A 14,747-nucleotide genomic window follows, 5' to 3' on the forward strand; every position below is an offset into this window, starting at 1 on the left:
ACATCCACCCCACACAACACCGCCGGCCTGCAAGACCACAACCGGGTCTTGCAGGCCGACGTCACGCGAACCCCCGAATAAACCAACAGCGTCCCAAGTGGTGCCGGGGACTGTGCCGTTGATCAGCGGAGCGGGGTCAGCCGTTCTGGCCGCCGAAGATTCCGCCGCCTCCGTCTCCGTTGCCGCCCTGGCTCACGACTATCACGGTGACGGGGTCGTTCTTGTTGACCGCGGTGCCGGGTTTGGGGTTCTGGTCGAGGACGGTGGCGTTGTCGTCGCCGGCGCCCGGTCCCTGGGGCTGGATCTGGAGACCTGCGGCCTGGAGGGCGTCGCGGGCGTCCTTGAGGGTCCGGGTGCGGACCTCGGGGACCTGGACCTGCTCCGGGGCGTCGTTCTTGCCGACGTTGATGGAGACCGGGGTGTTCTTCTTGACCTGGCGGCCGATCTCCGGATTGGTGCCCTGGACCTTGTCCTTCTGGGCCGGGTCGGCCACAGGCTGGTCGTTGCAGGTCGGGACGAGACCCACGCTCTGGAGTTCGGCCTTCGCCTCGTCGCAGGACTTGCCGGCGACGTTCGGGATGGTGACCTTCTCCTCGGCCTTGGCGACGATCAGGGTGATCGTCGAGCCCTTCTGGACCTCATTGCCGCCGACGGGGGTCTGGTCGACCACCTTGCCCGGGGTGTCGCTGGAGACGCGGGTCTCCTTCTTCACCGTGAGCTGGTAGTCGTCACCCTCCAGCTTCTCCCGCGCCTCGTCGAAGGTGAGCCCGATGACGCTGGGGACGGTCACCTTGGGCGCGCCCGTGGAGACGACCAGGTTGACGGTGTCCTTCTTGTTGACGTCCGTACCGGCCGCCGGGTCCTGCGAACAGATCTTGTTCTTGGGCTGGTTGTCGCACGGCTTGCGCGTGACCTCGCCCAGCTTCAGATCGGTGGCCTCCGCCATCTTCCGGGCCTCGTCGACCGAGTTGCCCACGAAGTTCGGTGCCGGGAACGGTTTCTCATCGGAGTTGCCGGAGAACATCACCATCCCGATCAGGACGGCGCCGACGAGCACCAGCACACCCGCGACCGCGAGCAGGATCGTCGAGGTGTTGTTGCCGCTCTTCTTCTGCTGGCGCCGCCGGTCGGGCCGGTCGTCGTAGCCGTAGCCGCCGTCGTCCGGGTTCATCGGCGGGAGCATCGTCGTCGCCCCGGCCGGCTCCTGCCGCATCGCGGTGGTGGCCTGGTCGTCGGCGTAGCCGTAGCCGACCGTGCTCATGGCCGCCGTCGCGCCGACCGGCTGGCCGTCCAGGCACGCCTCGATGTCGGCGCGCATCTCGTCGGCCGACTGGTAGCGGTAGTTCGGGTCCTTGGTCAGCGCCTTGAGGACGATCGCGTCCATCTCCGGCGTGATCTCGGAATCGAACACGCTCGGCGGCTGCGGCTCCTCGCGCACGTGCTGGTAGGCCACGGCCACCGGGGAGTCGCCGACGAACGGCGGGCGGACGGTGAGCAGCTCGTAGAGGAGGCAGCCCGTGGAGTACAGGTCGGAACGGGCGTCGACCTGCTCGCCCTTGGCCTGCTCCGGGGAGAGGTACTGGGCGGTGCCGATCACGGCGGCGGTCTGTGTCATCGTCATCCCGGAGTCGCCCATGGCGCGGGCGATGCCGAAGTCCATCACCTTGACCTGGCCGTTGCGGGTCAGCATGACGTTGGCCGGCTTGATGTCCCGGTGGACGATGCCGCTGCGGTGGGCGTACTCCAGGCCCTGGAGGATGCCGATGGTCATCTCCATCGAGCGCTCGGGCAGCAGCTTGCGCCCGGAGTGCAGCAGCTCACGGAGCGTGGAGCCGTCGACGTACTCCATCACGATGTACGGGATGGAGACCCCGTCGATGTAGTCCTCGCCCGTGTCGTAGACAGCGACGATCGCGGGATGGTTGAGCGAGGCGGCAGACTGGGCCTCCCGGCGGAACCGGGCCTGGAAGGACGGGTCACGCGCGAGGTCCGCGCGCAGCGTCTTCACCGCCACGGTGCGGCCGAGGCGGGTGTCATGCGCGAGGTAGACCTCGGCCATGCCACCACGGCCGAGCACGTGGCCCAGCTCGTACCGGCCGCCTAGGCGACGCGGCTCTTCCATAGCTACTTACCAGCCCTCTCCGTCGGTCCCGGCCGGCACGGATGTGCGCGGCCGGAGCTGCCGTCCGGGCCTACCGTACCCGGCTCGCTCCGTGTGCCCTGGCCAAGCCGATAACCCGATACCGGACCGGTATCGCAACGTGCGCCGTTGTGGAGGACACGTGAGCGGGGTCACTTCCTGGAGTTGATGACCGCCTCCATGACGTGCTTGGCGATCGGCGCGGCGAGGCCGCCGCCGGAGATGTCGTCGCGGACGGCGTTGTCGTCCTCGATGACCACGGCGACGGCCACCGGAGCACTGTGGTCGGGCAGCTTGGCGTAGGAGAGGAACCACGCGTACGGGTTCTCGCTGTTCTTCACACCGTGCTGCGCGGTACCCGTCTTGCCGCCCACGGTCACGCCGTTGATCTGCGCGTTCTTGCCGGTGCCGTCCTTGACGACCGTCTCCATCATCGACTGCAGGATCTGCGCGTTGCCCGGCGACAGCGGCTGGCTCATCTCCTGCGGCTCGGTCTTCTCGACCGGGTCGAGACCGGAGGACTGCAGCGAGTCCACCATGTAGGGCTTCATCAGCTTGCCGTCGTTGGCGACCGCGGAGGCGACCATGGCCATCTGCAGCGGGGTGGCGGCGGTGTCGAACTGGCCGATGGAGGACAGCGCGGTCTGCGAGTCGTTCATGTTCTTGCCGAACACCGAGGCGTTGGTCCGGATCGGGATGAACTGCTCGGCGTCGAAGCCGAACTTCTTGGCCTCGTCCAGCATCTTCTCGTTGCCGAGGTCCGCGCCGATCTTGCCGAAGACGGTGTTGCAGGAGAACTGGAGCGCGACCCGCATCGTCGCGTCCTTGCAGGGGATGTTGCCCTCGTTCTTCAGCTCGGTCCCCGTGCCGGGCATGATCCAGGGCAGCGGGCTGTCCGTCTTCTGGTCGGCCGAGGAGTACTTGCCGTTCTCCAGCGCCGCCGCGGCGGTGACCACCTTGAAGGTCGAGCCGGGCGGGTAGGTCTCGCGCAGCGCCCGGTTGAGCATCGGGTCGGCGGAGTTGTTCTTCTTCTGCAGCTTCGACCAGGCCGCCGCGTCGTCGTCACGGGCACCCGCGAAGGACGAGGGGTCGTACGACGGGTACGAGGCCAGCGCGAGGATCTTGCCGGTGGAGGGCTCCAGCGCGACGACCGCACCCTTGCCGCCCTGGTTCTTCAGCCCGCTGTACGCGGCCTTCTGCGCCGCCGTGTTGAGCGTGGTGACGACGTTGCCGCCCTGCTTCGGCTTGCCGGTCAGCATGTCGAGGGTGTTGCGGAAGAACAGCCGGTCGTCGTTGCCGGTGAGGATGCCGTCGTTGATCTTCTCCAGCTGGGTGCTGTCGAACGCCTGGGAGGAGTAGCCGGTGACGGGCGACCACATGGGCCCGTTCTTGTACGTGCGCTTGTACTTGTAGTCGCCGGTCTTGGTCTCCATGGAGCCGGTTATCGGGTCGCCGTCCACGATGATGTCGCCCCGCGGGGCGGAGTAGCGCTCGATGGCGACCCGCCGGTTGTCCGAGGCGGTGCGGAGCTTGTCGGCCTGGACGTACTGGAGCCAGTTGTCCCGGATCAGCAGGGCCAGGACGAGCAGTCCGCAGAAGATGGCGATGCGGCGCAGGGGCTTGTTCACGTCCGGCCTTTCCACGAGCTGACAGGGGCGGCGCCTGTCGCATGAGTCTCTCGGTGTAGCTGGGGGTGGCCCCCGTCCTTGGCCGCCCACAGTCTAGGGGCACTGCCTGTGGACGCGGACGCTCCGACGGTCCGGGGGCGGGACCCGCCCTCAGGTACGGTCCCGCCCCCGGCCGCGCTCACTGCGGGTCGGGCCCGGTGGCGCCGGGCCGCACGATCTGCGTCATCTCGGCGTCGGGGCTGGCGGCCGGGGTGGGCGCGGGGCGCCGGGCGGTGTCGCTGATGCGGATCAGGATGCCGATGAGCGCCCAGTTGGCGATGACGGACGAACCGCCGTACGCGAGGAACGGCATCGTCATACCGGTCAGCGGGATGAGCCCCATCACACCGCCGGCGACGACGAACACCTGGAGGGCGAACGCGCCGGACAGGCCGATGGCGAGCAGCTTGCCGAACGGGTCGCGGGCGGCCAGCGCGGTGCGCACACCGCGCTCGGCGACCAGGCCGTAGATCAGCAGGATCGCCATGATGCCTGCGAGTCCCAGTTCCTCGCCGTAGGTGGCGAGGATGAAGTCGGAGTTGGCGGCGAAGCCGATCAGCTCGGAGTGGCCCTGGCCCCAGCCGGTACCCAGCGTGCCGCCGGAGCCGAACGCCCACAGCGCCTGCATGGCCTGCTCGGAGTGGAGGAGGCCGTCATGGATGCCGGAGCGGCTGGCCTTGAACTCGCCCATCGGGTCGAGCCACGCCTGGACGCGGGTCTGGACATGCGGCTCGAAGCTGGCGACGCCGACCGCGCCGGCCGCCGACATCAGCAGACCGAAGACGATCCAGCTGGTCCGCTCGGTGGCCACGTACAGCATGATCACGAACATGCCGAAGAACAGCAGCGAGGTGCCGAGGTCGGTCTCGAAGACCAGGATGAGGATCGAGATGAACCAGACGACCAGGATGGGGCCGAGGTCGCGGCCGCGCGGCAGGTAGAGACCCATGAAGCGACGGCTGGCCAGCGCGAGCGCGTCCCGCTTGACCATCAGATAGCCGGCGAAGAACACCGCCAGCACGATCTTGGCGAACTCACCGGGCTGGATGGTGAAGCTGCCGATCTGGATCCAGATCTTGGCGCCGTAGACGTCCGCGCCGAGGCCGGGGACCAGGGGGAGCAGCAGCAGGAACAGCGCGACCACCATGGAGATGTAGGTGTAGCGCTGGAGCGTCCGGTGGTCCTTGAGGAAGATCAGCACGGCCACGAAGAGCGCGATACCCAGGGCCGTGTAGATCAGCTGGTTGGTCGCCTTGTCGCCGGCCGCGTGCATCAGCTGGAGCCGCTTGGACTGGTCCAGGCGCCAGATGGCCACCAGACCGAGCCCGTTGAGCAGGGTGGCCAGCGGCAGCAGCAGCGGGTCGGCGTACGGGGCGAACTTCCGCACCGCGAGGTGGGCGACGCCGGCGAGCAGGCCGAGGCCCAGGCCGTAGCCGAGCAGGCCCGCGGGGACCTGGTCGTCGAGGGCCAGGCCCACGTTGGCGTAGGCGAACACCGGGATGACCACGGCGAAGATCAGCAGGGCCAGCTCGGTGTTGCGGCGGCTCGGGGCGCCGATCGAGCCGATCGTGGACGTCTGGTGCGTCGGGGTGTTGGTAGTACTGCTCATCGTGTGACGGGGCCTCTCACGGCTTGCCTACTGCTTGCCGCACTGATCGGCGACCTTCTGCTCATCCTCGGAGAGGCTGGGGCCGGGCCGGGGAGTGGCGGTGGCGGTCGGGGACTTCGAGGGCGACGCCGGGGACTTCGGCGATGAGGCCGAGGGGTTGGGCGTCGGGCTGGCCTTGGTGAAGGCGGTGCTGGTGGCACCGGTGGTGCCGCCGGTCGCGCCCTGGCCCGTCTTGGAGTTCTGCTGCTCGCGCTCGGCGCTGGTGCGCTCGGCCTGCTTGCGGCAGGCGGACGCCTGCACGGAGAGCGTCTCCACCTTGGAGCGCGCCTGTGTGAGACCGCCCGCCACCACGATCGTGTTCTTGACCTGCTGCTGCTGGTAGGGCGGCAGGTACTTGAGTTCGATCTCGGGGTGGTCCTGTTCGACCTTGGACAACGAGACCCAGGCGAGGTCCTGGCTGATGCCCCGGTAGAGCGCGACATGCTCGCCGTTGATACCGACGTAGTACTGGGTCTGGGTCCAGCGCCAGCCGCCGTACACCGCGCCGCCGATGACCGCGAGGGCCAGCGCGCCCCAGAGGGAACGCTTCAGCCAGCGTCGGCCCTTGCGGGGCTTGGTGAAGTCCTCGTCTGAGTACGCGCCGAAGCCGCCCTCGGGGGCGTACTCGTCGGTGTCGCCGGGGCCGGGCTGGCCGAACCCGCCGCCACCGCCCTGCCCGCGGCCCTGGCGGCCGAGGTGCGAGGCGCGGCCGGCCGGGGTCTGCATGATGCCGTTGTCGTGGTTCAGGTGGTGCTGGTTCTCGGCGACGGCGCCGACCACGACCGGGGTGTCGGAGAGCTGCCCGGCGAGGGTGTCGCCGGTCTCCAGGTCGAGCACGTCGGCGATGATCACCGTGATGTTGTCGGGGCCGCCGCCGCGCAGGGCGAGCTGGATCAGCTCCTGCACGGTCTCCTGCGGGCCCTGGTAGCTGGCGAGGGTCTCCTCCATCGTCTGGTGGGAGACGACGCCGGAGAGCCCGTCGGAGCAGATGAGGTAGCGGTCGCCCGCGCGGACCTCGCGGATGGAGAGGTCGGGCTCGACGTGGTCGCCGCTGCCGAGGGCGCGCATCAGCAGCGCGCGCTGCGGGTGGGCGCCTGCCTCCTCCTCGGTGATCCGGCCCTCGTCGACCAGGCGCTGCACCCAGGTGTGGTCCTGGGTGATCTGGCTGAGCATGCCGTCGCGCAGCAGGTAGGCGCGCGAGTCGCCGACATGCACGAGGCCGAGCCGCTGGCCGGTCCACAGCAGGGCGGTGAGGGTGGTGCCCATGCCCTCGAGCTGGGGGTCCTCCTCGACCATGCCGCGCAACTGCTCGTTGGCGCGGCGCACGGCGGTGCCCAGCGAGGTGAGGATGTCGGAGCCGGGCACGTCGTCGTCGAGCGTGACCAGGGTGGAGATGACCTCGGAGGAGGCGACCTCACCGGCGGCCTGGCCGCCCATGCCGTCGGCGATGGCGAGCAGGCGCGGACCGGCGTAACCGGAGTCCTCGTTGCCCTCCCGGATCATGCCCTTGTGCGATCCGGCGGCGAAGCGCAGTGACAGGCTCATGCGCACCTCGCCAGTCGGCTCCGGGTACAGCCGGTCGTGTCGAGCCACACTGCCCACCCTCCGGTCGGGAGCGCGCGGGGGACCGGATTGCGGTCCGCCGCCGCGTGCTCGCTCCGCTCGCGCTCATTCATTGGTGTAGCACTACTTCCGCAGCTCGATGACGGTCTTGCCGATGCGGACGGCCCCGCCCAGCGGGACCGGCGTCGGGGTCGTCAGCCGGGACCGGTCCAGGTAGGTGCCGTTGGTGGAACCGAGGTCCTCCACGATCCACTGACCGTCGCGGTCGGGGTAGATCCTGGCATGCCTGCTGGAGGCGTAGTCGTCGTCCAGCACGATCGTCGAGTCGTGTGCGCGGCCCAGGGTGATGGTCTGGCCCTGGAGCGCCACGGTGGTCCCGGCGAGGGTGCCCTCGGTGACGACGAGCTTGCTGGGCGCGTTGCGCCGCTGGCGGCCGCCGCCGCTCTGCTGGGCCCGCTGTCCGCGCTGGGCGCGTCCCTGCGACTGCGGGGGCGCGGACTGTTGCCGGGCGGCGGCCTGCGGACGCTGGGCCTCCCTGCGCGATCCCCGCTGTGTCACACGCGTACCGAACAGATCGCTGCGGATGACCTGCACGGCCACGATCACGAACAGCCACAGTACGGCCAGGAAACCCAGCCGCATGACCGTGAGGGTCAGCTCTGACATTGCCCCCGCTTCACCCTTCGGCTTGCCTATAGATAACGGTGGTGCTGCCCACGACGATCCGCGAGCCGTCGCGGAGCGTAGCGCGGGTGGTGTGCTGCCCGTCCACCACGATGCCGTTGGTGGACCCGAGATCCTGGATCGTCGAGGGCGTCCCGGTCCGGATCTCACAGTGCCGGCGGGAGACGCCGGGGTCGTCGATCCGCACGTCCGCCTCGGTGCTGCGGCCCATCACCAGGGTCTGGCGCGAGATCTGGTGGCGGGCGCCGTTGACCTCGACCCAGAAGCGGGTCGCGGCGCCGCCCATCGGGGCGGCCGAGGGCCGCTGGGTGGCGGGCTGGGGGTAGCCGTAGCCGCCGGGCCGGGCGCCGGGAGGCGGCGCTGACGGCATCGGGGGGGCTCCGGCGGGCGGGTAGCCGTAGCCGCCCTGGTGGGCCTGGGGGCCCGGGGCGCCGCCGGCCTGGGGGGCCGGGGGCTCCTGCTGGCTGCTGGAGGAGGCGAGGGTGCGGCTGCGCACCCGGTACAGACCGGTGTCCAGGTCGGGGGCCTTTTCCAGGGTGACCTTGATCGGGCCCATGAAGGTGTAGCGCTGCTGCTTGGCGTAGTCGCGCACCATTCCGGCCAGCTCGTCGCCGAGCTGGCCGGAGTAGGGGCTGAGCCGCTCGTGGTCGGGCGTGCTCAGCTCCACGATGAAGTCATTGGGGACCACGGTCCGGTCGCGGTTCCAGATGGTCGCGTTGTTGTCGCACTCCCGCTGGAGCGCGCCGGCGATCTCGACCGGCTGGACCTCGGACTTGAACACCTTGGCGAAGGTGCCGTTGACCAGACCTTCGATACGCTGCTCGAATTTCTTCAGGACTCCCATGGGGCACCTCCTCCGTCGCTGCCGTTCTGCCGTGCCGTGCTCGGCGCGGCAGCCTCGCCGGTACTGCTCACTGATCGTATCTACGCGCCCGGCAATCAGCCGGTTCCCCCAGCGGCTGCCCTTCGAACTCCTTCGGAGGAGGATCGTAGAGGCGGCCCTGCTCCAGTGTCCCGCACCCGGCGGCCGGCCCGGCCCCCCTGTGGATGAGATGGCCGGGACCGGTACGAGGTTGATACCTGAACAGCTTTGTCCACAGGGGTGGCGGTTCCGGGTGCGTCCGGCGGGGCCCCCGTGCGGTGCGGGTTCCCGGGCCGCACGGCACAGATGGCCAGGTCGGGGCCCTGGGGAAGGGATGTGATTCCACCCGGTGTGCCGTGCTAATGTTCTGCATGTCGGAAGGGGCCAGCCCGCGAGGGTCGAACCGGAAGACGCACCCAATGCGCGGGTGGCGGAATAGGCAGACGCGCTGGATTCAGGTTCCAGTGCCCGAAAGGGCGTGGGGGTTCAACTCCCCCCTCGCGCACCACAGTCGAGTGGGCGGCATCGTGAAGATGTCGCCCACTTCGGCGTTTGCGGCCAGGCGCTTCCCGGTGGCCCGTTGTGAGGAAGGTCTCAAGGGTTCTGGGCCTTCCAGGTGTCGACGGGCGGGAGTTGGCGAAGGGCGGCCGCTGCGCGGGCCCTTGGGATCAGGAGGTCCGCGGGGGCTCGGCGCCCAGTTCCCGGAGGGCCTCCTCCAGCCAGGCGCGTTCCGCCCGCTGGGCGGCCCTGGCCATGATCAGCATGCCCTTGCGGTAGGGGTCGGGCTCGTCGGCGATGCGTACCGGGCTGCCGTCATGGGTGAAGAAGCCCGCCGGCCGGGTCAGGAAGTCCAGGCGCCGGCGCAGTACCGCCGCCCGGCGCCCGGGTTCGGGCACCTGGCTGAGGAAGGCCAGCAGCGTGAAGAACGCGCCGCCGTCCGTGATCTCGGTCTCCTTCGGCTCGCTCAGTCTGCGCAGCAGCTCGGCCTGGCCGGCCGGAGTGATCCGCAGTGTCTGCCGCTGGGGAGCGCTGTCGCCGGGTTCGGCCTCCCGTTCCAGCTGCCCGGCCCGGCGCAGCCTGTTGAGGGCGGGGTAGAGGGCGCCGTCGCTCACGGGGCGGTTGTGGCCGATCAGGTCCGAGAGGCGGCGGCGCAGCTCGTAGGCGTGCACGGGGCGTTCGGCCAGGAAGCCCAGGATGGCGAGGGTCAGCACGGTTGTCCTTCGCTGTCTCGACGTGGTTGGGGGGGTTGGGGGCTGAGGGTCCGGGGGTACGGGGGTCCGTTGATCCGGGGGTTCGGCGGTCCGGCGGTTCGGCGGTTCGGGAAGAAGTCTGCGCTACCTCTATTAGAGACACTCTATTAGAGGTAGCTTGGGCGGGCCGTCGGGGAGGCGTGTCCACGACGGGTACGCGCGCGTGCGCGTTGTCGGAGGCGTGCGCCCTCGGAGAGGTGTGGCTGATGTCTCCTGCGACCGAGCGATGTGCGCGTACCCGCGCGGCGGCTGTGCCCGGCACTCCGGCCGCCACCCGCAGGGAACTGCTCGGGCTCGGTGTCCCCGTCTACGGCGAACTGCTCTCCGGTGTGGTCACCGGGATCATCGACACCCTCTGGGTGGCCCGCCTCGGCGAGGCCGCGGTGGGCGCCGTGGCCGTGGCGAGCACGCTGGAGAACGTACTGCTCGGTGTCATCCTCATGGCCGGCACCGGCGCCACGATGCTGCTGGCGGAAGCCCTGGGGGCCGGACGGCGCTGGGAGGTCGCGGTCGTGGTCCGCGCGGTCGCCGTCCTCTGGCTGATCATCACGCCCGTCGTGACCGTGGGCGGCTTCCTCCTCCGGGACCGGGTCGCCACGCTGCTCGTGGGCGGCGCGGAGGGCGAGGTGCACCGGCTGGCCGTCGGCTTCTTCGCCGTCTCCTTCCCCGGCATGGCGGTCTTCTTCGCCCAGCACGTCGTCGACGGCCTCTTCAAGGGCACCGGTGACACCCGCACCCCTATGCGGATGGCGCTGCTGGCCAACGGGTGCGTGCTCGTCCTTGATCCCCTGCTGATCCATGGCGTCGGCGTCCTGCCCCGGCTGGGTGTGCAGGGCGCCGCGCTCGCCACTCTGGCCGGCCGGGCGGTGGCGCTGGCGGTGAGTCTGCTGCTGCTCGGCCGGGTGCTAGGCCGGGTGCGCGGACCGGGGGAGGCGTCCGGTCCCGGCACGGCCGCCGAGCTGCGGCGCGTGCTGCGCGTCGGACTTCCGGTGTCCGGGGACTTCGTGCTGCGGATGGGTATGAGCGCGGCTCTCGTCGGCATCGTGGCCAGGTTCGGCGCGGGTCCGCTCGCCGCCTACGGCGTCGGGTCCAAGGTCATGCTTCTCGTCACCATGGCCTGCTACGCCTGCCGGCAGGCCGCCGCCATCCTGGCCGCCCGGACACGGGGCGCCGGGCGGAGCGCCGCGCGGCTGATCGGACGGCAGAGTCTGCTGCTCGCGACGGCGACCGCCTTCGGCGCCGGTCTCCTCCTCGCGCTGGGCGGGCGCCCGTTGATGCGGCTCTTCACCGGTGAGCCCGCCGCGATCGAGGCGGGAGCGGTGTTCTTCCGCTTTCTGCTGCCCTACCTGGTACTGCTCGCCGGTGTGGTGGCGCTGGGCGGCGTGTTCATGGGCGTGGGGCGCACGCGGGCGCTGTTCGCGGTCACGGCGCTCGGCGCCTGTGTCCAACTGCCCCTCGCCTACGGGCTGTCGCTCACCGCTCTGGGAGTGCGGGGGGTGTGGATGTCGATGAGCCTGGGGACCGGGGCGCAGTACGTGGTGACGTGGGTGTTCTTCCGGCGCCTGGGCGGGGCGGCACCGGGTCGGCGTGGGGGTGCTGGTGCGGGAGAGGTCGTGGATGTCCACAAGGGGTGAGTTGTCCACAGGGTCTGACGCGTTTCGGGCACCGCATGTACCTTCGGCACGAGTTGATGTTCGAGACGCTCGTGCGGGGCGTGGGCGGTCGGTGTGCGGGGGAGGCGGTCACGGTGACCGGAGCCGGGGTGGAGCTGGCTGACGCGGTGGATGGCGGGGGTCGGGAGAGCCGGGTGCCCCGGCTGCCGGGGTTCGCGCAGTGGCCGCCGCGCGGTTCCGCCAAGCACCGGGGCAAGGCGCTGCGGGCCGGGGTCCCCCGCGCCTCCCACCGGGCCCTCGTGCTGGACGACACGCGTCCGGACGCGGTCGCCGCGGTCGAGGAGTCCAACGCCGGGCGCATCCCCGAGCTGACCCCGATCCGGGTGGGCCGCATGACCGCCTCCCCCTTCGCCTTCCTGCGCGGCTCGGCCGGCCTCATGGCGTACGACCTGGCCCGTACCCCGGTGACCGGGATAGGCACCCAGATCTGCGGAGACGCCCACGCGGCCAACTTCGGACTGTACGGCGACGCGCGCGGCGGCCTGGTCATCGATCTCAACGACTTCGACGAGACCGTGCACGGCCCCTGGGAGTGGGACCTCAAGCGGCTCGCCGCCTCCCTCGTGCTGGCCGGGCGGGAGGCCGGAGCCGACGAGGACACCTGCCGCGCGGCCGCCCGGGACACCGTGGGCGCGTACCGGCGCACCATGCGGCTGCTCGCCAGACTGCCCGCGCTGGACGCCTGGAACGCCATCGCGGACGAGGAACTCGTCTCCCACACCGACGCCCACGACCTCATCGGCACCTTGGAGCGGGTCGCGACGAAGGCACGGGCCAACACCAGCGGCCGCTTCGCCGCCAGGTCGACGGAGGAGACCCGGGACGGCGGCCGCCGCTTCGTGGACGCCCCGCCGGTGCTGCGCCGCGTCCCGGACGCCGAGGCGGGCGTCGTCGCCGGTTCGCTGGAGCCGTATCTGTCGACGCTCGGTCCGGACCGGCTGCCGCTGCTCGCGCGGTACGCGGTGCAGGACGTCGCCTTCCGCGTCGTCGGCACCGGCAGCGTCGGCACCCGGTCCTACGTGGTGCTGCTCCTCGACCACCGGGGTGAGCCGCTCGTCCTCCAGGTGAAGGAGGCCCGGCCCTCCGCGCTCACCGAACACCTGGCCGGCGCTGGCTTCCTGGCGCCGCCCGCCGGGCACGAGGGACGGCGCGTGGTCCTCGGACAGAAGCGGATGCAGGTCGTCAGCGACATATTGCTGGGCTGGACCACCGTCGGCCGACGTCCCTTCCAGGTGCGCCAGTTCCGCAACCGCAAGGGCAGCGTGGACCCCGCCGCGCTCGCCGCCGACCAGGTCGACGACTACGGCCGGATGACCGGCGCCCTGCTGGCCCGCGCCCACTCCCACGGCGTCGACCCCCGCCTCATCGCCGGCTACTGCGGCAAGAACGAGGAACTGGACGACGCCGTGGCCGACTTCGCCGTCACCTACGCCGACCGCACCGAAGCCGACCACGCCCGGCTGGTCGCTGCGGTGCGCTCCGGGCTGATCGCGGCCGAGACGGGGGTGTGACCGCCGACGCGGCGAAGATCCGGGGCCTGGGTGCTGGGATGAAGTACGTCGAGCTGCGGAGCGGTTCGGGAGACGGTGAGCAGCCGGTGCTCGCCGATCCCCGCCCCTGTCTCACCCGGCTGCCCGGCATCGCCGCCGGACTCCCGCCGAGCGCGCGTGCCTTCGCCGCCGACCGAGGGGGACCTCACCGACCGAGGGGGGACCTCACCGACCGAGGGGGGACCTCACCGACCGAGGGGGACCTCCTCGTCCGCCACACCGGCGTCTCCCGCATCCAGTCGGACGTGCTGGACGGATGCGACCCGGCTTCGCTGGGCGGTGTGATCCGCGACGAGATCCTGCCGCTGCCCGGCGGCTGCACCCGCGAGGTGGCCTGCCGCCCCGGCCGGCTGGGCGGTGGCCTGCCGCGACCTGGTGGCCGAGTGGGTACCGGCCGGCTGGCGGGATGCGGGCCCCCAGGGGGAGTCGGTGAGTCGGGGCGGTCGTTCCGTTCCGTCGCGTTCGGCTCCGGTGGCCGTGGCCTAGGCTGGTCGGGTGACGACCCCGGAAGCTGAGCAGACCGAGCAGTCCCAGTCGCCGCGGCCCGAAGAACGGCTGGAAAACGCCGTCCGCGTCGCCGAGCAGGCGTTGATCGACTTCGAGATCGCCGTGGAGACCTTCCGCGTCGAGGTCGAGAACTTCGCCCGGCTGCACGAACAGCGGCTCGGCCCCCTCTACGCCCGCATCGAGGAACTGGACGTCTCGATCGCCGAGGCGCGGGCGGCCCGGACCCAGGACCCCGAAGACCTCCGCCGCGCCGCCGAGGCCCGCGCGAACCTCCAGCCGATCCCCGGCGTGGAGGAGCTGCTGCACGGCTGGATGGACGGCCAGGGCCTCTTCCCGGAAGCCACCGCGATGCTCACCGACCAGCCGGTGCGGCCTCCCCAGCGGGTGCGTCCCAGCGAGGAGGTCCGCAAGCTCTACCGCGACCTCGCCCGCAAGGCCCACCCCGACCTCGCCCAGGAGAACGCCGAGCGCACCCGCCGCGAGGAGTTCATCACCCGCGTCAACGCGGCCTACGCCGTGGGCGACGAGGCCCTGCTCCGGGAACTCGCCGCGGAGTGGGCCGCCGGCCCGGTGCCGCCCGAGCGGCAGCCCAGCCCCAGCGACGAGTTGTACGCCCGCCTCGAGTGGCTCGCCCAGCGCAAGGAACTGCTCACCCTGGTCGCGCGGGAACTGGAGAACGGCGCCATCGCCGGCATGCTCCGCCTCGCCCCGGACGACCCCGACAGCCTCCTCACGGAGATCGCCGAGCGGCTGCACGGCGACATCGCGCGCCGCGAGACCGATCTCGCGGCGCTGCTGACGCAGGAGTGAGGCACAGCGTCGTGTGAGGCGCTTCGGGTAGCGTCGGGGGCATGAGTTTCGGAGCTGGTGTGCCCACGGTCGAGGTCACGGACCTCAAGGACGGCGATTTCCTGCTGGACGTCCGCGAGGACGACGAGTGGCAGGCCGGTCATGCCGAGGGGGCGCTGCACATCCCGATCAGTGAGTTCGTCGCCCGGTACGGCGAGCTGACCGAGGCCGCCCCGCAGGACGGCCGCGTCAACGTCATCTGCCGCTCCGGCGGCCGCTCGGCCCAGGTCACGATGTACCTCGTCCAGCAGGGCATCGACGCGGTGAACGTCGACGGCGGCATGAAGCACTGGCAGGCCGCCGGCCGCCCGGTGGTGACGGAGGCCGGCCAGGCCGGGGTCGTGATCTAGAGGA

At 70.9% G+C, this 14,747-nt stretch carries 12 protein-coding genes and 1 tRNA gene; 6 read left to right on the forward strand and 7 right to left on the reverse strand.

Annotation, left to right across the window (positions count from 1 at the left end; genetic code table 11):
- Positions 1-136: 136 nt before the first annotated feature.
- From pknB to ACFWN1_RS04445, 6 genes are all read right to left on the reverse strand, one after another.
- Positions 137-2,122, reverse strand: coding sequence for a Stk1 family PASTA domain-containing Ser/Thr kinase (gene pknB, locus ACFWN1_RS04420; RefSeq protein ID WP_384358065.1), 1,986 nt, complete (start codon positions 2,120-2,122; stop codon positions 137-139).
- Between the two features lie 170 nt (positions 2,123-2,292).
- Entirely contained in the window at positions 2,293-3,768 is a 1,476-nt protein-coding gene (locus ACFWN1_RS04425; protein WP_384358067.1) for a peptidoglycan D,D-transpeptidase FtsI family protein, read from the reverse strand.
- A gap of 178 nt (positions 3,769-3,946) precedes the next feature.
- Positions 3,947-5,416, reverse strand: coding sequence for an FtsW/RodA/SpoVE family cell cycle protein (locus ACFWN1_RS04430; RefSeq protein ID WP_384358069.1), 1,470 nt, complete (start codon positions 5,414-5,416; stop codon positions 3,947-3,949).
- Between the two features lie 27 nt (positions 5,417-5,443).
- The gene (locus tag ACFWN1_RS04435) at positions 5,444-7,000 is read right to left on the reverse strand and encodes a Stp1/IreP family PP2C-type Ser/Thr phosphatase (protein WP_384358071.1); all 1,557 of its coding nucleotides are present in this window, start codon (positions 6,998-7,000) and stop codon (positions 5,444-5,446) included.
- 141 nt (positions 7,001-7,141) lie between these two features.
- Positions 7,142-7,684, reverse strand: coding sequence for an FHA domain-containing protein (locus ACFWN1_RS04440; RefSeq protein ID WP_384358073.1), 543 nt, complete (start codon positions 7,682-7,684; stop codon positions 7,142-7,144).
- 10 nt (positions 7,685-7,694) lie between these two features.
- Complete coding sequence (locus ACFWN1_RS04445) at positions 7,695-8,546, reverse strand: FhaA domain-containing protein (protein ID WP_384358075.1); 852 nt, start codon at positions 8,544-8,546, stop codon at positions 7,695-7,697.
- 439 nt (positions 8,547-8,985) lie between these two features.
- Between ACFWN1_RS04445 and ACFWN1_RS04450 the strand changes: the two genes are divergently transcribed.
- Positions 8,986-9,072: transfer RNA gene (locus ACFWN1_RS04450), tRNA-Leu, on the forward strand.
- Positions 9,073-9,232: 160 nt separating this feature from the next.
- On the opposite strand, the gene ACFWN1_RS04455 is transcribed toward ACFWN1_RS04450, so the two are convergent.
- A complete protein-coding gene (locus ACFWN1_RS04455) occupies positions 9,233-9,775 on the reverse strand; it encodes a PadR family transcriptional regulator (protein WP_384358077.1) in 543 nt (180 codons plus the stop codon).
- Positions 9,776-10,020: 245 nt separating this feature from the next.
- On the opposite strand from ACFWN1_RS04455, the gene ACFWN1_RS04460 reads away from it, so the two are divergent.
- Genes ACFWN1_RS04460 through ACFWN1_RS04480 form a run of 5 tightly spaced genes read left to right on the forward strand, consistent with a single transcriptional unit; the run spans position 10,021 to position 14,743 of the window.
- Complete coding sequence (locus ACFWN1_RS04460; protein WP_384358079.1) at positions 10,021-11,448, forward strand: MATE family efflux transporter; 1,428 nt, start codon at positions 10,021-10,023, stop codon at positions 11,446-11,448.
- Between the two features lie 56 nt (positions 11,449-11,504).
- The gene (locus ACFWN1_RS04465) at positions 11,505-12,998 is read left to right on the forward strand and encodes a DUF2252 domain-containing protein (RefSeq protein WP_384358081.1); all 1,494 of its coding nucleotides are present in this window, start codon (positions 11,505-11,507) and stop codon (positions 12,996-12,998) included.
- A complete protein-coding gene (locus ACFWN1_RS04470; RefSeq protein WP_384358083.1) occupies positions 12,995-13,552 on the forward strand; it encodes a hypothetical protein in 558 nt (185 codons plus the stop codon). Before ACFWN1_RS04465 ends, ACFWN1_RS04470 begins: the two co-directional genes overlap by 4 nt.
- A complete protein-coding gene (locus ACFWN1_RS04475) occupies positions 13,533-14,354 on the forward strand; it encodes a hypothetical protein (protein ID WP_384358085.1) in 822 nt (273 codons plus the stop codon). The genes ACFWN1_RS04470 and ACFWN1_RS04475 overlap by 20 nt, the downstream gene beginning before the upstream one ends.
- A 59-nt stretch (positions 14,355-14,413) precedes the next feature.
- Positions 14,414-14,743: a rhodanese-like domain-containing protein gene (locus tag ACFWN1_RS04480; protein ID WP_384358167.1), complete on the forward strand. Its 330-nt coding sequence runs from the start codon at positions 14,414-14,416 to the stop codon at positions 14,741-14,743.
- Positions 14,744-14,747: the final 4 nt, after the last annotated feature.

Origin of the sequence: Streptomyces sp. NPDC058459, from assembly GCF_042721685.1 — a bacterium.
In the GTDB taxonomy this organism is placed as follows: Bacteria; Actinomycetota; Actinomycetes; order Streptomycetales; family Streptomycetaceae; genus Streptomyces.